Here is a 17463-nt window from a genome sequence, read left to right as displayed (position 1 = left end):
CCACAAGAAACTTTGAGGTATCATGCGGGACGCACCCGATCGCCCCTATCACCACGGTGACCTCCGTCGTGCGGTTATCGAAACGGCGTTGGATATGCTTCGGGAGGAGAAGGGCTGGCAGTTCACGTTGCGCGAAGTCGCCCGCCGCGCGGGCGTAAGCCACGCGGCACCCTACAAGCACTTTCCGGACAAAGCCGCGCTGCTTGCGGAGCTCGCCATGATTGGCTTCGACCGACTGCGGGAGTGTCTATCGGCGGCCAAGCCCAAGACGCCCAAATCTCTGCGCGACGAAATCACTCCGGTATCTCATGCCTACGTCGCGTTCGGAACGGACAACCCGGCTCTCTACCGCCTGATGTTCAGCGCGGGGGAGGAGAAAGCCGCAGGGATGCATCTCAATGACCGGGCGCTCGCGGTCTTCGATGTAGCGCTCGAAATCCTCCGGCGCGGCCAGGCCGCGGGGAGCATTCGCAAGCGGCCGATAGAAGGTCAGGCGGCAGCCTGGTGGGGGCTCATCCATGGTATGACCATGCTTGCGATCGATGGGCTCCTGGTGTCAGAGAAAGTCGGATCGGCCCCCTTGGATGCGGCTTTAAGCACGCTGATGGAAGGGCTGGCGAACCCGGCATCATGACACTAGCTGTTCATGCAAAAATATCCGCTCTTGGCCGCAAACAGGTCATTAGTGAATGACCGCTTCTCGCCACCGATTGCCGACGGCAATCTTGCGAGAAGCGGCTTTGGGTCAGATCAGCATCCCGCCCAAACCTGACGTGTAGCTCGCTCGCTTCTATGTCTGTCATCGACACAGAAGCAGTCATCGAAAACGAACCAAACTCGCCGGCGGAACCGGCCAAGAATTCTCGTGGATAGCCGAGATCTTCCTCGAGCCTAGGCCAAGTCTTGGTCGTCGATGCTAGGGACGCGGTTGTCCACTTATCCCCCGGCCAGTCTCGGCAGCAGGAAAATCTCCGCGCCTTCCGGCAGTTCCTTCGACCAGGTGTCGCGATAGATCGTCCCGTCGATGGCGACGGCGATACCGCGATCGATGTAGGGCTCGAGGCCGGGATATTGTTCAGCCAGTTTCCTGAACAGCTCCCGAATATCCTTCGCCTCGATCTCGACCTTGCTCTTGCCTCCGGCGAGCGCGCCAAGCGATCCCCAGAGCGTCACCTCGACCATCAGCCTTCCCGTTCAGCCTCGATCGCCGCCAGAATCCGCGGCGGCGACATCGGGATGTGCGTCATGCGCACCCCGACCGCGTTCGACACCGCATTGGCGATCGCCGCCAGCGGCGGCACGATCGAGGTCTCGCCGACGCCGCGCACCCCGTAGGGATGGTTGGGGTTGGGGATCTCGAGGATCTGCGTGTCGATCATCGGCAGGTCCGAGCAGACCGGGATACGGTAGTCGAGGAAGCCAGGGTTCTGCAGCCGCCCGTCCTTGCCGTAGATATACTCCTCGTTGAGCGCCCAGCCGATGCCTTGGGCGGCACCCCCCTGGTACTGCCCCTCGACGTAGGTCGGATGCACCGCCTTGCCGGCGTCCTGGACGACGGTGTAGCGCAGCACCCTGGTGGAGCCGGTCTCGGGATCCACCTCGATATCGCAGATATGGGTGGCGAAGGAGACGCCGGCGCCGTCGGCGACGAGCTCGCTATGGCCGGCAATCGGTCCACCCGTCTTTCCTGACGCGGCCGCGATCTCCTTCAGCGACAGCGGCGAAAGGTTGCCGTGCGTCGCGCCTTTGGCAATGGCGCGGCCCTCTTCCCACACCACGTCGTCGACGGGAATGTCCCACATCTGCGCGGCGCGTTCCCGCAACACCTTGATGGCGTTGCGGGCGGCGGAGATCGTCGCCATCGAAGACGAGAAGGTGCCGCGGCTGCCGTCCGTCATGTCGTTGTAGCCGAGGCTGGACGTATCGGCGACCACCGCCTTGACCTGCTCATAGGGGATACCGAGCTCCTCCGCCGCGACCAGCGACAGCGAGGCGCGTGAACCGCCCACGTCAACGGTTCCGACGGCAAGCGAGACCGAACCGTCCATGCCGATATTGAGGTCCGTGCAGGTCTGGCCACCGAAATTGAACCAGAAGCCGCAGGCCATGCCGCGGCCCTGGTTCTTGCCGAGCGGCGCCTTCATGTGCGGATGGTTCTTCACCGCCTCCAGCGTCGGCCCGATGCCGATCGGGCCGTATACCGGGCCGTAAGATGATCTGGTTCCTTCCTGCGCCGCGTTCCTGATCCGGAACTCGACGGGATCCATGCCGATCTCCTTGGCCAGCTCGTCGACCGCGCTTTCCACCGCAAACGCCGCCATCGGCGCCGACGGCGCGCGATAGGCCGCGGTCTTGGGCCGGTTGACGAGCACTTCGTAGCCGACCGTCTTGACGTTCTCGAGCTTGTAGCAGGCAAAGGCGGTCATGGCGCCTATCTCGGCCCACGTGCCGGCATAGGGGCCGCAGCTATAGCGCAGCGTCGCCTCTGCCGCCGTGATCGTGCCGTCCTTGCGGGCGCCGATCCGAACATCGATCGAGGTGGCGCTGGTCGGGCCGGAGGCGCGGAACACCTCGTCGCGCGTCATCACCAGCTTGACCGGCCGGCCGGCCTTGCGCGACAGCGCCAGCGCCACCGGCTCGGCCCAGACATGGGTCTTGCCGCCGAAACCGCCGCCGATCTCCGAGGAGGTGACGCGCAGCTTAGAGGCCTCCATGCCAAGCAGCTGGGCGCAGTGCTGGCGATAGACAAAATGGCCTTGCGTACAGACCCAGAGGTCGGCGGTGCCGTCGGAACTGACATTGGCCACGCAGGCATGCGGCTCGATATAACCCTGGTGCGTCTGCTCGGTCTTGAAGGAGCGTTCGACGACGAAATCGGCCTGGCCGAAACCCTGGTGGATGTCGCCATGGCCGAACTGGCTGCGCTTGGTGACATTGGAAGGCTTGACGGGCTTTTGCTCGAGGCCCTCGGTGAAGATGGCGTCGTTGACCAGGGGTGCGGAGTGCTTCATCGCCTCGTCGACATCGGTGACATGCGGCAGCACCTCGTAGTCGACCTCGATCAGCTTCAGCGCCTGCCTTGCCGTGCGGGCATCGACCGCCGCGACCGCGGCCACGGCGTGGCCGTCATAGAGCGCTTTCTTGCGCGCCATGCAGTTGTCGAGGATGTCGTACATGGCGGCATCGCCGTCGGTGAGGTCCGGCAGGTCGGCGGCCGTTATCACCGCCTTGACGCCCGGAAGCTTCTGCGCCTTCGAGATGTCGATCTTGCGGATCACGGCGTGGGCATGCGGGCTGCGCAGGATGCGCCCGACCAGTTGCCCGGCCACGTTGAAGTCGGCGCCGTAGCGCGCGCGGCCCGTCACCTTGTCGACGCCGTCGGGACGGATGGGGCGCGTGCCGACAGATGTGAAACTGCGTCCCGAATAACGCGGATCGAAATTCATCGTCAGGCTCCCTTCATCACGCTTGTTTCATTACGATGGCGGCGTCCTGGACGGCGCGCACGATCTTGTCATAGCCGGTGCAGCGGCAGAGGTTGCCGGCGAGGCCAAAGCGGATTTCCTCCTCGGTCGGGTCGGGGTTCTTGGCCAAAAGGTCCTTCGCCGCGATCAGGAAGCCCGGCGTGCAGATGCCGCATTGAAGTGCGGCGTGCTCGAGGAATTTCTGCTGCAGCGGATGCAGCGTGTCGCCATGCGCCATGCCCTCGATGGTCTCGACGTGCCGGCCCTCGGCCTCCGCGCCGAGCACCAGGCACGAGCACACCAGCCGATCGTCGAGGATGATGCTGCAGGCGCCGCAGTCCCCGGTGCCGCAGCCTTCCTTGGCGCCCGTCAGCCCCAGGCGATCGCGCAGGACGTCAAGCAGCGTCTCGTCCGGCTGGCAAAGGAACTCGACATTGTCGCCGTTGATTGTCGTTGATACTGCCACACCAGCCATCATTTGCCTCCTGCGCGTGCATAGGCGGTCATGGCGGCCCGCTTGGCCAGCACACCCGCGACTTTCCGTCTGAATTCGATAGTGCCGCGCTTGTCGTCAATCGGGCGGCAGGCGCCCGAGCAGACCTTGGCGAGCCTCTCCAGCGTGGCTTCGTCCAGCTTGGAGCCGATGAGAACCTCGGCGGCCTCCTCGACCAGAACCACCGTCGGCGCCACGGCGCCCAGCGCCAGGCGGGCGGATTTGACGCGACCTTGCTCGTCGAGCGTCAGGTTCACGCCGGCGCTTACCACCGCGATGTCCATCTCCGTGCGCGGAATGAAACGCAGATAGGCATCGCCCGAACGCGGCAAACGTTTGTCGAGCAGGATTGCCTCGATGATCTCGCCCTTGGCCAGCGAGGTCTTGCCCGGCCCAGTCGGCACCGCTTCCACGGCAATCGTGCGCCTGGTTCCCGGGCCGACGACCACCGCCTTGGCGCCAGCGGCCACCAGCGCCGGCACGCTGTCGGCGGCCGGCGAGGCGTTGCACAGATTGCCGACGATGGTGCAGCGTCCCTGAACCTGCTTGGAGCCGATCAGCTTTGCCGCTTCGACGACGCCGGGCCATGCCTTGTTCAGGGCCGCGTTCTCTCCCAACACGGCGCAGGGGACCGCGGCACCAATGCTGAAGCCCTCCGGCGTTTCCCTGATTTCACTCAAGCCCTCGATCGCCTTGATGTCGACGATCAGGTCGGGTTCGATGAAGCCGCCTTTCATCCTCACCAAGAGGTCGCTGCCTCCGGCGAGAATGGCGGCCGTGCCGGCTGAACCGGCCAACAGGCCGGCGGCGTCTTCAATTGAAAGCGGACGTATGTAACGCATCGTCTCCCCTTAGTGGTCATAGTCACATCAACTGATATAACCGTCTCTCCACAATGGCCATCCTGTTCGTGCATTCGCGGATTGGGCCAGGCGCCGCAATTTCATTTGCTCGTTCAACTGGACGCACCGCCAGCCATTAATGCTCGATCGGTCCTTTCGGCATCACCAGCGCCGTGCCGGCCGTTGTCGGGCGCTCGATCATGCGGCGGACGCGCGGTGGCTCGTTGCCGCTGTGCAGGGCCCTTATACGCTCGCCGATGACCGCGTCGGCGTAGGTGGCGCGCCGATTGTGGCGAATATATTCGACCCAGGTCGGCGTGTGGTAGTGCTCGATCCATATCGAGGGATTTTCGAGGTCGCGCGCCAGCGTCCAGTTGCGGGCGCCGTCACGGCGGCGGACGCGGCCGCGCTCGGCCATGGTGGCGAGGAATTCCGGTACGTCCTCGTTACGGATGACATATTCGATCATGATGGCGATGGGGCCGCTGCGCGGCTTGAGATCAAGCGCCAGATGCGGCTCCTGAAAACGGTTGAGCGGGTCGAGGTTGAGCACCGCCTGCTGCGGCAGCGGCAGCAGCAGGCCGATGGCGCCTCCCGCCAGCATGGCGACGCTGGCCGCCATCAGGGCGACTTCGGCGCCATGCGCGTCGGCAACGACGCCCCAGACCCAGCTGCCGAGCGCGATGCCGCCGAAGGTCGCGGTCTGGTAGACCGAAAGCACGCGGCCGACCACCCAGCGCGGCGTCGACATCTGCACGGTGACGTTGAAATGCGACAGCGCCATCACCCAGCAGGCGCCGCCGACCAGCAGGCCGAGCGACGTCTGCCAGGCATGATTGCTAACGGCGGCGTTAAAGGCGCAGACGGCGAAACCGGCAAATGCCATGCGCACCATGGTTTCGCTGGACAGCAGCTGCCGCAGCCTGACGCTGGTCAGCGCGCCGCCGACGGCGCCGATGCCGAAAGCGCCGAGCATGATGCCGTAGCTCAAGGCATCGCCCTTGACGACGTCGCGTGCGACCAGCGGCAGCAGCGCCAGGACCGCGCCGGCGCTGAAGCCGAAAGCCGAGCTCCTGACCAGCACCTTGCCGATATTGGGCGACATGGCGACGTAGCGCAGGCCGGCGCCCATTGCGGCGCCCAGCGTCTCGCGCGGCAAGGTCGATGCCGGCAGTTCCGGCTTCCAGCGGGCCAGCACGACGATGAGGCCGACATAGCTCAGTGTGTTGACGGCAAAGGCCGCGGCGGCGCCTGCGGCGGCAACGATGATGCCACCGATCGCCGGGCCAACGCTGCGCGTCAGGTTGAAGCCCATCGAGTTGAGCGCGATCGCCGCCGGCACCTTGGTGCGAGGCACCATGTCGCCGACCGAAGCCTGCCAGGACGGGCTGTTGAGCGCGGTGCCGCTGTCGATCAGGAAGGTGAAGGCGAGCAGCGTCCACGGCGTCATCAGGTCGAGATAGGTGAAGACGGTCAGAAGAGCCGAGACGACGAGCATGAAGATCTGGGCGATCAGCATGATTTTGCGCCGGTTGAAGCTGTCGGCGATGGCGCCGGCCAGCAGCGCGAAGAGCATGATCGGCAAGGTGGTCGAGGCCTGGACCAATGCCACCTGGTAGGACGAGGTGGCGATCGTGGTCATCATCCAGGCGGCGCCGACGCCCTGGATGAGGCCGCCGAAATTGGAGACGAGGCTGGCGGACCACACCGCCCGGAAGATGCCGTGCCGGAACGGCGCCAGCGCCGAGGCGCTTTCGCTTTCCGGTGTGTCGTCGTTCATAAATGCTTTCCCAGGCTCAAATGCGTTTGTTCTTCCGATGAATCGGCCCCTCAAGCCAAGGATTCAAAAAATAGATCATCATTTCGCAAAGGGCGAACGCATTCTGGAAAAACATCATGGTCCAACAACAAGATAGCGGACCCGGCCAGCGCGTGCCGTTGCAGGCGAAGCGGTCGGTCAGGCCGGCGGCACCGCTTGCCACGCGCTGCCATGTGATTGCAGGCACCGGCGGTTCTAGCGGTCCTCGAAGCCAGTCAGCACGCCGACGGCGTTGATGCCGATCTCCTCGACGGCGTAGCCGCCTTCCATGACGAACAGCGTCGGCAGGCCGAGCCTGGCGATGCGGCGGCCGATCCTGGGGTAGTCGCCCGTTTTCAGCTTGAACTGGCTGATCGGGTCCTTCTCGAACGTGTCGACGCCGAGTGAAACGACGACGACGTCGGGAGCATAAGCCAAAAGCCTCGTGCAAGCGTCCTCGAGCGAGGCATTCCACACCTCCCAGCCGGTGCCGAAGGGCATCGGATAATTGTCGTTGAAGCCTTCGCCGTCGCCCTCGCCGCGTTCGTCGGCATGGCCGAGGAAGAACGGATATTCGGTCATCGGATCGCCATGCAGGTTCAGCACCTGAACGTCGCCGCGGCGGTAGAAGATCTCCTGGGTGCCGTTGCCGTGGTGATAATCGACGTCGAGGATCGAAACGCGCGCGGCGCCATGGTCGCGAAACCACTGCGCGGCGACGGCGGCGTTGTTGATGAAGCAATAGCCGCCCATGAAGGCTGCGCCGGCGTGGTGCCCCGGCGGGCGGCAGAGCGCGAAGGCGGAAGGCTCACCGGCCTTGACCAGCGCGGCGGCGGTCAGCGCGACGTCATAGGACGACTTGATCGCATCCCATGTGCCTTTGACGAACGTGGCGCCGCCATCGAAGGAGTAGAAGCCGAGCAGCGCGTCGATGCCTTTCGGGCGCACGTCGCCGCGCAGGCCGCGCGTCGGCCAGGTGAACGGAATGGCCGAACCGGTCCGGCCCGACGCTTCCCAGAGCGGCCACACGGTCGGCAGGAAATCGACGTAGTCGCCGGCATGCACCTTCCTGGCGGCGGCGAGGTCGTGGATTTCCGGCGGCAGGATCGGACCGAGCTTCTCGCTCTCCACCCGCGCCCTGATGAACTCGGCGCGCGAAGGCTTTTCAAAAGCCGGCACGATGGCGCCGGCGATCAATTCGACATTGCCGGAATGGCCGGCATGGAGAGGCGAAAAAACAGTCTTCATGAAATTATTCCGTGGTGATACGCAGCGACCCTAACCGTCCTGCACTGCCTTTCACAAGGCGCTGGGCCAACCAGCCATGGCTTGCTGGCCCGGCAGCCGGTCGTCTAGCCTGCCGGCAGCGCAACCGAACCGCGGGTAATCATGAGTTCAAATGCCGACCTGATCGTCACCAATGCCCGTGTGCTGACCATGGACGAAGGCAATCCGACGGCCGAGGCGGTGGCGATAAAGGACGGCAACATCCTGGCGGTTGGTGATCGCCGTACCATCGAGGCGCTGAAAGGGCCGGCCACGAAGGTCATCGATGCGCAAGGCAGGTCGGTGGTGCCGGGCTTCATCGAAGCGCATATGCATCTTTTCGGCGGCGCGGCCGAACTGGATAATCTTCACCTTCAGGGCGTGCATGGCTTCGATGCGATGAGCGACGCGATCCGCGCCTATGCGGACGCACGGCCGAACGCCAAATTGCTGCTTGGGGCAGGCGTCGACTACACTATCCTTTCGAAGGAAGAGCCGGTCACCCGCCATCATCTCGACCGCATTATCGCCGACCGGCCGTTCGCGATGTCGGCTTCCGATCACCACACGATGTGGGCCAACACCAAGGCGCTGGAGCTGGCTGGCATCCTGCACGGCAAGCAACTCGGTCCCGGCAACGAGATCGTCATGGGCACCGACGGCCTCGCGGCCGGCGAATTGCGCGAGGGCGAGGCGTTCGGGCCGATCCTCGAGCTTTCCGGGCAGAACCGCGTTCGGCTCGGCCTTGCGACAGGCGGAGAGCCCGACCCGTATCCTTCCGCCGCCGAAGTCGCGGCCGATCGCGACCTGTTGCATCGCGGGCTGGAATGGTGCGCCCGCCACGGCATCACCTCGATCCAGAACATGGACGGCAATCTCTACCAGCTCGAGCTGCTTGCCGGGCTGGAGCAGGAAGGGCGGCTGCTCTGCCGCACCAAGATACCTTTTCATTTCAAGAATTTCATGCCGCTGGACATGCTGGAAAAAGCGTCGAGGATGGCTTCCGCCTACCGGTCGGAATGGCTGTCGTCCGGCATGGTCAAGATGTTTTATGACGGCGTGCTCGAAGGCTGGACCGCGGTCATGGTCGACGACTATGCCGACCGGCCGGGCTGGCGCGGTGAGCCGCTGTTTACGCCCGAGCATTTCGCCGAGGTGGCGGTGGAGGCCGATCGGCGCGGCCTGCAGATCGCCGTGCATTCGATCGGCGACGGCGCGGTGCGCGCGGTTCTCGACGGTTACGAGGCGGCGCAGCGGAAGAACGGCAGGCGCGACAGCCGGCACCGGGTCGAGCACATCGAGGTGACCACTGCCGCCGACGTGCCACGCTTCGCCGAACTCGGCGTCATCGCTTCGATGCAGCCGCCGCACCCGCCCGGCGCCATGGACTTCCCGCTGGAGCCGACGCTTTCGCGCATCGGTCGCAAAAGATGGCCGCTGAGCTATGCCTGGCGGACGCTGAAGCAGGCGGGTGCGCATGTCGTCTTCGCTTCCGACTGGCCGGTGTCGCGGGTCGACCCGATCCTGGGCGTTCAGGCGGCGGTGCTGCGCAAGCCTTGGGCAGCGGGCGACCCCGACCAGAGCTTCTCGCTGCTGGAAGCACTTGCCGGCTATACGGTCGAAGGTGCCTATGCCGAATTCATGGAGCACCGTAAGGGCCGGCTGAAACCAGGCTATCTGGCCGATCTGGTGGTGCTGTCGGCCGATATCGAAGCAACTGAACCGGGTTTGCTGCACAAGGTGCATCCGGTCAGCACCATCTGCGGCGGCAAGATCACTTATCAGGTTTGATGATGACACCGACTATGGCACGGAGCTTGCGTCCTGAACCGAGATTCAGATGCACGGTTGCCAAGCCGACCGGCATATGCTGACAATCGAAATGGGAACTGGATCCGCCATCAAGAGCGGACATGACAATGGGGTAATGCGTGCCGGATCAACCGGGTAAGAGTGCAATCGAGGTCCGCGGCGTCCGCAAGGTGTTCGGTACCGGGGACGCACAAGTCGCCGCTCTCGACACGGTTTCGGTGTCGATCCGCGAGAATGAGTTCTTCACGCTGCTGGGGCCGTCGGGTTGCGGAAAAACGACGCTGCTGCGGCTGATCGCCGGTTTCGATTTCCCCAGCGAAGGCGAAATCCTGCTGCACGGCCAGGACATCGCGACGCTGCCGCCGTTCAAGCGGCCGGTCAACACCGTCTTCCAGTCCTATGCGCTGTTCCCGCACATGACGGTGGCCGAGAATATCGGCTTCGGCCTGGAGATGCTGGGCAAGCCGAAGAGCGAAATCAAGGCGCGCGTCGCCGAGATGCTGAAGCTGGTCAAGATGGAGGCGCTGAGCGCCCGCCGCACCAGCCAGATCTCCGGCGGCCAGCAGCAGCGCGTGGCACTGGCGCGCGCGCTGGCGCCGCAGCCGAAAGTGCTGTTGCTCGACGAGCCGCTGTCGGCGCTCGACTACAAGCTGCGCAAGGAAATGCAGATCGAACTGAAACGGCTGCAGCACCAGACCGGCATCACCTTCATCTTCGTCACCCATGACCAGGAAGAGGCGCTGACCATGTCCGACCGCATCGCCGTGATGTCGGCCGGCAAGATCCTGCAGGTCGGCACGCCCTGGGACATCTATGACAAGCCGGCCGAGCGCTTCGTCGCCGACTTCATCGGCGAAACCAATTTCCTGACCGCGGCCATCACCGGCATCGGCAATGGCAAGGCGCGCGCGACACTCAAATCCGGCGCGACGATCGACGCGACGGTGGCTGAGGGCTTCCAGCCGAAGGCGAATGCCACCCTGGTGGTCAGGCCGGAACACGCAAAGCTGACCGGCGGCAAGGGCGATCTTTCCGGAACCGTCGAAAACATCGTCTATTTCGGCACCGACACGCATATTCATGTCCAACTGGACAGCGGCGAAGCCTTCACCGTGCGCCAGCAGAACACGCGCAGCGCAGGCTGCGGTTTCGAGCGCGGCGACAAGGTCGGCGTATCGATCGGCAACGACGCCGCGCAAGTGCTGAGGGATTGATGGCGAGCGCGGAAGAAGTCGCCAAGGCGGCCGAACGGCGCGACATCCGCGACCGCTGGCTGCTGTCGGCGCCGGCCCTGCTGATCATCTTCGTGGCAGCGACCGGTCCCTTGCTGATCGTGCTGGTCTATTCGTTCTTGGCGCCCGGCGCTTACGGCGACGTGAAGTGGCAATTCTCGCCGGAGGCGTGGATTTCGGTGTTCATGGAACGCGACATCTTCGACGACACGCTTTCGCTCGCCGCGGCCCATGTCACCATTTTCTGGCGCTCGATCAAGCTGGCCATCGTGACCACGCTCGCCACCCTGGCGCTTGGTTTTCCGACCGCCTATTTCATGGCAACGCGCAGCGAGAAGACGCGCGACCTCTGGCTGTTCCTGATCACCATACCGTTCTGGACCAACCTGCTGATCCGCACCTTTGCCGTGCTGCAGATCATCCGCAACGAGGGTCTGATCAACACGGTCCTGCTCAAGCTCGGCATCATCTCCGCGCCGATCCAGATACTCTTCACCGACACGGCGATCCTTATCGGCATGGCCTATGTCTATCTGCCGCTAATGGTGCTGCCGATCTATGCCAGCATGGAGAAGCTCGATTTCCGGCTGGTCGAAGCCGGCTACGATCTTTATGCGACACGCTTTCAGGTGCTCCGGCGCATCATTTTCCCGCTGGTCAAGCCCGGCGTGATCGCTGGCTCGATCCTCGTCTTCATCCCGGCGCTCGGCGCCTATGTGACGCCCATCTTGCTCGGCGGCGGCAAGACCATGATGCTTTCAAACCTGATCGAGATGCAGTTCGGGCAAGGCCGCAACTGGCCGCTTGGCTCGGCGCTGTCGATCGCCGTCATGATCATAGTCATGGTGGCGCTGCTTGCCTATGTGCGCAATGCCGGTCGGTCGGAGATGCGCCATGGCTAGAAGCTTCGAAATTAAGCATCAGCCAGGATTCACAGCGATCGCCGCGACCTGTTTCGTCGTGCTCTACCTGCCCATCGTCATACTCGTGGTCTATGCCTTCAATGCCGCGACTTCGACCTCCGAATGGGGCGGTTTCTCGCTCAAATGGTTCCAGTCGGCCTGGCAGAATACGCAGGTGATCGACGCCACGCTGCGTTCGTTCCAGATCGGCGCCATCGCGGCAACCCTTGCGACCATCGCCGCGACCATGGCGGCACTCGCGACAACTCGCACGGCAGCCTATCCGGGCCTGACTTTCAAATATGCTGCGATCAACCAGCCGCTGATGGTGCCCGAGATCGTCACCGGCGTGGCGCTGCTGATCTTCTTTTCGCGCATAAAGATATTCACCGGCTATTCGGGTCTTGGCTATCTGATCGCCGCGCATACGGCGTTCTGCATTCCCTTTGCCTATCTGCCGATCCGGGCGCGGCTGGAGAACATGGATCTTACGCTGGAGCGCGCTGCTGCCGACCTCTACGCGACGCCATGGCGGACGTTCAGGCGCATCACGTTGCCGCTGCTGTGGCCCGGCATCCTGGCCGGACTGATGCTGGCCTTCGTCATCTCGCTCGACGATGTTGTCATCACCGAGTTCGTGAAATCCGGCGGCCAGGACACGTTGCCAACCTACATGCTCGGCCAGATACGCCGAGGCATAACGCCTGAAATCAACGCGATTTCGACCGTGTTCCTGCTCTTGTCGGTCGCCATCGTGACGTTGTTTTTCTTCATCAGCAGGAAACGGGACTGAGCATGAAAATGGGAGTTAGAACATGAACTGGAAGACAACAGCGGCTGCGATCGGGTTGGCGCTACTCGCCTCTACGAGCCTGGCTCGCGCCGACGGCGAACTGAACATCTACAATTGGGGCAACTACACCAGCCCCGACGTGATCAAGAAGTTCGAGCAAAAATACAACATCAAGGTGACCATCACCGATTACGATTCCAATGACACGGCACTGGCCAAGGTCCGCCAGGGCGGCACCGGCTTCGACATCGCGGTGCCCTCACAGACCTTCGTGCCGATCTGGATCAAGGAAGGCCTCGTCCAGGAAACCGATCCGGGCAAGATGGAGAACTTCAAGAACGTGGCGCCGGAATGGGCCAATCCCGATTTCGATCCCGGCCGCAAATATTCGGTGCCATGGGCCTGGGGCACTGTAGGCATCGTGGTGAATACCGATGTCTACAATGGGCCGTCGGACAGTTGGGGCATCATCTTCAACACGCCCGATGAACTGAAGGGCAAGGTCAACGTCGTGCCGGAAATGAACGACGTCATGTTCGCTGCGACCAAATATGTCGGCGGCGCGCAATGCGCCAGCGACAAGGAAACGCTGAAGAAGGTGCGTGACACGCTGGTTGCCGCGAAGCCAAACTGGATCGCGATGGAATACAACACCATCGAGAAAATGGGCGCCGGCGATTTCAAGGCGACGAGCGACTGGAACGGATCGGCCCTGCGTCAGCGGCTGGCGAACCCCAAGATCCACTATTTCTATCCCAAGGAAGGTTTTGGTCTCTGGAGCGACAATGTCATGGTCCTGAAGGAAGCCAAGAACGTCGAGAACGCCAAGCTGTTCCAGAACTTCATCATGGATCCGGAGAACGCCGCCGGCCTGTCGGCTTTCCACCGCTATGCCAACGGCATTGCCGGTTCGGACAAGTACATGCCCGCCGACATGAAGGACGCGCCGGAGGTGATTATCCCGGAAGCCGTCAAGGCGCGCGGCGAGTTGCAGACACTGTGTTCCCCGGAGGTGCAGGACATCTACAGCAAGATCTGGACCGAACTGCAGAAGTAACCCGGCCCAACCCGGCGGCATTGCCGCCGGGTTTTTCCGGCGATCGGCCATGCAAGCCATCGCCGCGGCGCTCGCCCAGAACCCAAAGACCGAAGGAAGCGCCTATGGCCGGCAAGACCGCGTTCGAAACCAGGTATGGCTTTGCCCGAAACCAGGTGCTGCTCGGCAATTGGCGGGAAAGCCCGTTCAGCCGGTGGTCGTTCCAGAATGCCGGCGAACTGGTGCCGAGCGCTGCCGTGGCGTCAAAGCCGGGCAGCAGCGAGGCGCCGGCGCAGGATTTCGGCGGGCTACTTGGTGAAAAGGTTGCTCTTGCAGGCGGCGCGGAGACTGTCGCGGCTTTTCTCAGGCGCTCCGAAACCGACGCGCTGACGATCATTAAGGGCGGCAAATTCGTCGGCGACTGGTTCGCGCCGCATATGGAGTTCGGTTCGCGCCACATCGTCTTTTCGATCAGCAAGTCGCTGACTGCCATTGTTGCCGGCATATTGGACGGCGAGGGGATCTTCGATCCGCAGGCTCCGGTGACCCGCTACCTGCCCGAAGCCGCCGGCTCGGCCTATGGCGATGCGAGCGTGCGGCACGTGCTCGACATGAGTGTCAGCCTCGATTTCGAAGAGGCCTATCTCGATCCGGAAAGCGCATTCGCCCGCTATCGCCGCGCCATGCTGTGGAACCCGGGCGGCGGCACCGAGAGCCTGGCGACTTTCCTCATGACGCTGCAGGGCCTGGCCGAGCCGCATGGCCGGACTTTCCGCTACCGTTCGCCCAACTCCGACCTGCTCGGCATCCTGCTCGAACGCGCGTCGGGCCGGCGCTTCGCCGATCTGATGCGCGAAAAATTATGGGAGCCGCTCGGCGCCGTCGGCGAAGCCTCGATAACCGTCGACATGGAAGGCACGGCGCGCACCGCCGGCGGCATTTCGGTGACGCCGCGCGACCTTGCGCGCGTCGGCGAGATGATGCGTCTAGGCGGCACGGCCAATGGCCGCCGCGTCGTGCCGGAAGCCTGGGTCCGCGATACGACCGAAACCGGCGGTGACGCCGAGGCCTGGCAACGCGGCACGATGGCGTTCCTGTTTCCGCGTGGCCGCTATCGCAACAAATGGTACCAGACGGGAGCTGGAAGCGGCGCCTTCTGCGGCATCGGCATCCACGGCCAGTGGCTTTACATCGATCCGAAAGCCGAAATGGTAATCGCAAAGATGTCGTCGCAGCCGGTACCGGTCGACGATCCGCTCGATCTGGATATGATTTCTTTCTTCGAGGCGCTGGGCCGGATGGTCTGATCCGATCCAGACAGCCGACCTTTCCTGTGGACCTCTCGCCGGGTTGAAAACGTCGCGGTTGGCGCATCGGTGCTCTGCGCCTATGGTCGCTGCTCGTTTCGACCAGCGACAGGTACGACATGGCATCCGACATCAAGCGCATCGCAACCATCATAGCCGCCGAGATCGGCGCGCGGCCCGAACAGGCTGCGGCGGCGATCGGCTTGCTGGACGACGGCGCGACAGTGCCGTTCGTGGCGCGCTACCGCAAGGAGGTCACCGGCGGCCTCGACGACACGCAGCTGCGCGACCTTGCCGAGCGGCTGGCCTATCTGCGCGAGCTCGACGCGCGCCGCGACACCATCCTTGGTTCGATCCGCGAGCAGGGCAAGCTGACCGAAGAGCTCGAGGCAAAGATCGCTGCGGCCGTCACCAAGGCCGAGCTCGAAGACATCTACCTGCCTTACAAGCCGAAGCGCCGGACCAAGGCCGAGATCGCGCGCGAGCGCGGGCTGGGCCCGCTGGCGGAAGCTATTCTCGCCGACCGTACGGCCATGCCCGCCGAGCTGGCGCTGGCCTACATCAGCGAAGACGTCGTCGATACCAAGGCGGCGCTCGAGGGTGCGCGCGATATCCTGTCCGAACAGTTCGCCGAGAATGCCGACCTAGTCGGCAAGTTGCGGACCTATATGAAGGAACGCGCCTTCCTGCGCTCGCGCGTCGTCGATGGCAAGCAGGAGGCCGGCGCGAAATTTTCTGACTATTTCGACCATGTCGAGCGCTGGGCCAACGTGCCCAGCCATCGCGCGCTGGCCATGCTGCGCGGCCGCAACGAGGAGGTGCTGTCGCTCGAGATCGAGGTCGATGCGGACGATGTGTCACCGGTGAAACCGGTCGAGCGGATGATCGCCGATGCCTACGCCATCGGCCGCCAGTTGCCGGGAGACCGCTGGCTGATGGAGGTCGCCGGCTGGACCTGGCGCATAAAGCTGTCGCTGCACCTGACGCTCGATCTGATGCGCGATTTGCGTGAGCGGGCCGAGGAAGAAGCGATCCACGTCTTCGCTCGCAATCTCAAGGATTTGCTGCTTGCCGCGCCCGCCGGCTCGCGGCCGACGATGGGCCTCGATCCGGGCATCCGCACCGGCGTCAAGGTGGCGGTGGTGGACGGCACCGGCAAGCTGCTGGCGACGACAACGGTCTATCCGTTTCCGCCGAAGAACGATGTCCGCGGCACGCAGGCCGAACTGGCCAAGCTCATCCGGCTGCACAAGGTCGAGCTGATTTCGATCGGCAACGGCACCGGCAGCCGCGAGACCGAAAGACTGGTGGCCGACATGCTGGCTGATATGCCTGCCGGGTCCGGGCCGAAGCCGCTCAAGGTGATCGTCAGCGAGGCCGGCGCCTCGGTCTATTCCGCCTCGGCAACGGCTGCGGCGGAATTTCCCGGCTTCGACGTGTCGCTGCGCGGGGCAGTGTCGATCGCCCGGCGCCTGCAGGATCCGCTCGCCGAACTGGTCAAGATCGAGCCGAAGTCGATAGGCGTCGGCCAGTACCAGCACGACGTCGATCAGTACCGCCTCGGCCGATCGCTGGAAGCGGTGGTCGAGGATGCGGTCAATGCCGTCGGCGTCGACCTCAACACGGCGTCAGCGCCGCTTCTGGCGCGGGTTTCGGGTCTCGGCGCATCGCTGGCCGAGGCGATCGTTGCGCATCGCGATGCCGCCGGCCCGTTCGCCAGCCGCCGCGAACTGTTGAAGGTCTCCCGCCTTGGACCCCGCGCGTTCGAGCAATGCGCCGGCTTCCTGCGCATTCCAAACGGTAGCGAACCGCTCGATGCTTCCGCGGTGCATCCGGAAGCCTATGGCGTGGCCAAGAAGATCGTTGCGGCCTGCGGGCGCGACGTTCGCTCTCTGATGGGCGACAGCGCCGCACTCAAGGCGTTCGATCCGCGCGTCTTCGTCGATGAACGCTTCGGCCTGCCGACGGTGCGCGACATCCTGGCGGAGCTGGAAAAGCCCGGCCGCGATCCACGCCCCGGCTTCAAGACCGCGACTTTTGCCGACGGCATCGACGACATCAAGGATCTGAAGCCCGGCATGCAGCTTGAAGGCACCGTCACCAACGTCGCGGCCTTCGGCGCCTTCGTCGATATCGGCGTTCACCAAGACGGACTGGTGCACGTCTCGCAACTGGCCGACCGTTTCGTCAAGGACGCGCATGAGGTGGTCAAGGCCGGCGACGTGGTCAAGGTGCGTGTCGTCGACGTCGATATCAAGCGCAAGCGCATCGGCCTGTCGATGCGCAAGGACGGCGACGGCGGCGCACCCAAGCCGCGCGACAATGGCAACAGGCCGGTGCCGCGCGCGCCCGCGCCCCAACGCCAGCCGGAGCGGCCGGCGCAGCAGGGCGCGTTCGGCGCCGCGCTGGCGGATGCGTTGAAGCGGAAGTAATTTCGCGAGCCGGGCTGCGCCAGGTCAGACCGCGGCGCTCGACATTGATGATCCATCACCAATGCTCATGGATCGGCGAAGCTATT

15 protein-coding genes are annotated in these 17463 nt (G+C 64.0%); 8 read left to right on the top strand and 7 right to left on the bottom strand.

The features are described 5' to 3' along the window. Positions 1-22 precede the first annotated feature (22 nt). Positions 23-634: a TetR/AcrR family transcriptional regulator gene (locus AC0L2X_RS07090; RefSeq protein ID WP_473558930.1), complete on the top strand. Its 612-nt coding sequence runs from the start codon at positions 23-25 to the stop codon at positions 632-634. A gap of 302 nt (positions 635-936) precedes the next feature. Here AC0L2X_RS07090 and AC0L2X_RS07085 read toward each other — a convergent pair whose 3' ends face one another. From AC0L2X_RS07085 to AC0L2X_RS07055, 7 genes are all read right to left on the bottom strand, one after another. After that, complete coding sequence (locus AC0L2X_RS07085) at positions 937-1182, bottom strand: MoaD/ThiS family protein (RefSeq protein WP_473558928.1); 246 nt, start codon at positions 1180-1182, stop codon at positions 937-939. Continuing rightward, entirely contained in the window at positions 1182-3446 is a 2265-nt protein-coding gene (locus AC0L2X_RS07080; RefSeq protein WP_473558927.1) for a xanthine dehydrogenase family protein molybdopterin-binding subunit, read from the bottom strand. Before AC0L2X_RS07080 ends, AC0L2X_RS07085 begins: the two co-directional genes overlap by 1 nt. A gap of 16 nt (positions 3447-3462) precedes the next feature. Beyond that, positions 3463-3939 (bottom strand): (2Fe-2S)-binding protein, encoded by a 477-nt coding sequence (locus AC0L2X_RS07075; RefSeq protein ID WP_352488787.1) that lies wholly within the window; start codon positions 3937-3939, stop codon positions 3463-3465. After that, positions 3939-4799, bottom strand: a complete 861-nt coding sequence (locus AC0L2X_RS07070; RefSeq protein WP_473558925.1) for an FAD binding domain-containing protein — start codon at positions 4797-4799, stop codon at positions 3939-3941. Before AC0L2X_RS07070 ends, AC0L2X_RS07075 begins: the two co-directional genes overlap by 1 nt. A 136-nt stretch (positions 4800-4935) precedes the next feature. Further along, entirely contained in the window at positions 4936-6579 is a 1644-nt protein-coding gene (locus tag AC0L2X_RS07065; RefSeq protein WP_473558923.1) for an MFS transporter, read from the bottom strand. A 16-nt stretch (positions 6580-6595) separates the two neighbouring features. Continuing rightward, positions 6596-6805, bottom strand: a complete 210-nt coding sequence (locus AC0L2X_RS07060) for a hypothetical protein (RefSeq protein ID WP_473558921.1) — start codon at positions 6803-6805, stop codon at positions 6596-6598. 8 nt (positions 6806-6813) lie between these two features. Then, entirely contained in the window at positions 6814-7845 is a 1032-nt protein-coding gene (locus AC0L2X_RS07055; protein ID WP_473558919.1) for a histone deacetylase family protein, read from the bottom strand. Positions 7846-7986: 141 nt separating this feature from the next. On the opposite strand from AC0L2X_RS07055, the gene AC0L2X_RS07050 reads away from it, so the two are divergent. The 7 genes from AC0L2X_RS07050 (at position 7987) to AC0L2X_RS07020 (ending at position 17377) form a co-directional block, all read left to right on the top strand. Continuing rightward, positions 7987-9654 (top strand): amidohydrolase, encoded by a 1668-nt coding sequence (locus AC0L2X_RS07050; protein WP_473558917.1) that lies wholly within the window; start codon positions 7987-7989, stop codon positions 9652-9654. A gap of 140 nt (positions 9655-9794) precedes the next feature. Beyond that, positions 9795-10889, top strand: a complete 1095-nt coding sequence (locus AC0L2X_RS07045; RefSeq protein ID WP_473558915.1) for an ABC transporter ATP-binding protein — start codon at positions 9795-9797, stop codon at positions 10887-10889. After that, positions 10889-11809 carry an ABC transporter permease gene (locus AC0L2X_RS07040; RefSeq protein WP_473558913.1) on the top strand — a complete coding sequence of 307 codons (921 nt, stop codon included), beginning with the start codon at positions 10889-10891 and terminating at the stop codon, positions 11807-11809. Before AC0L2X_RS07045 ends, AC0L2X_RS07040 begins: the two co-directional genes overlap by 1 nt. Then, positions 11802-12602 carry an ABC transporter permease gene (locus tag AC0L2X_RS07035; RefSeq protein WP_473558911.1) on the top strand — a complete coding sequence of 267 codons (801 nt, stop codon included), beginning with the start codon at positions 11802-11804 and terminating at the stop codon, positions 12600-12602. Before AC0L2X_RS07040 ends, AC0L2X_RS07035 begins: the two co-directional genes overlap by 8 nt. Before the next feature lie 22 nt (positions 12603-12624). Next, the gene (locus AC0L2X_RS07030; RefSeq protein WP_473558910.1) at positions 12625-13659 is read left to right on the top strand and encodes an ABC transporter substrate-binding protein; all 1035 of its coding nucleotides are present in this window, start codon (positions 12625-12627) and stop codon (positions 13657-13659) included. Between the two features lie 104 nt (positions 13660-13763). After that, complete coding sequence (locus AC0L2X_RS07025) at positions 13764-14945, top strand: serine hydrolase domain-containing protein (protein ID WP_473599491.1); 1182 nt, start codon at positions 13764-13766, stop codon at positions 14943-14945. 119 nt (positions 14946-15064) lie between these two features. Then, entirely contained in the window at positions 15065-17377 is a 2313-nt protein-coding gene (locus tag AC0L2X_RS07020) for a Tex family protein (protein ID WP_473599490.1), read from the top strand. Positions 17378-17463: the final 86 nt, after the last annotated feature.

The sequence above is a fragment of the Mesorhizobium sp. WSM4828 genome, assembly GCF_055811175.1.
The sequence above is the reverse complement of the archived record's forward strand: the minus strand, read 5'-3'. Positions and strand labels throughout refer to the sequence as shown.

Excerpts from the sequence above, each read along its gene's own strand:
- AC0L2X_RS07090 (WP_473558930.1), top strand. The coding sequence starts at position 23 with ATGCGGGACGCACCCGATCGCCCCTATCACCACGGTGACCTCCGTCGT.
- AC0L2X_RS07085 (WP_473558928.1), bottom strand. The coding sequence starts at position 1,182 with ATGGTCGAGGTGACGCTCTGGGGATCGCTTGGCGCGCTCGCCGGAGGC.
- AC0L2X_RS07080 (WP_473558927.1), bottom strand. The coding sequence starts at position 3,446 with ATGAATTTCGATCCGCGTTATTCGGGACGCAGTTTCACATCTGTCGGC.
- AC0L2X_RS07075 (WP_352488787.1), bottom strand. The coding sequence starts at position 3,939 with ATGGCTGGTGTGGCAGTATCAACGACAATCAACGGCGACAATGTCGAG.
- AC0L2X_RS07070 (WP_473558925.1), bottom strand. The coding sequence starts at position 4,799 with ATGCGTTACATACGTCCGCTTTCAATTGAAGACGCCGCCGGCCTGTTG.
- AC0L2X_RS07065 (WP_473558923.1), bottom strand. The coding sequence starts at position 6,579 with ATGAACGACGACACACCGGAAAGCGAAAGCGCCTCGGCGCTGGCGCCG.
- AC0L2X_RS07055 (WP_473558919.1), bottom strand. The coding sequence starts at position 7,845 with ATGAAGACTGTTTTTTCGCCTCTCCATGCCGGCCATTCCGGCAATGTC.
- AC0L2X_RS07050 (WP_473558917.1), top strand. The coding sequence starts at position 7,987 with ATGAGTTCAAATGCCGACCTGATCGTCACCAATGCCCGTGTGCTGACC.
- AC0L2X_RS07040 (WP_473558913.1), top strand. The coding sequence starts at position 10,889 with ATGGCGAGCGCGGAAGAAGTCGCCAAGGCGGCCGAACGGCGCGACATC.
- AC0L2X_RS07035 (WP_473558911.1), top strand. The coding sequence starts at position 11,802 with ATGGCTAGAAGCTTCGAAATTAAGCATCAGCCAGGATTCACAGCGATC.
- AC0L2X_RS07030 (WP_473558910.1), top strand. The coding sequence starts at position 12,625 with ATGAACTGGAAGACAACAGCGGCTGCGATCGGGTTGGCGCTACTCGCC.
- AC0L2X_RS07025 (WP_473599491.1), top strand. The coding sequence starts at position 13,764 with ATGGCCGGCAAGACCGCGTTCGAAACCAGGTATGGCTTTGCCCGAAAC.
- AC0L2X_RS07020 (WP_473599490.1), top strand. The coding sequence starts at position 15,065 with ATGGCATCCGACATCAAGCGCATCGCAACCATCATAGCCGCCGAGATC.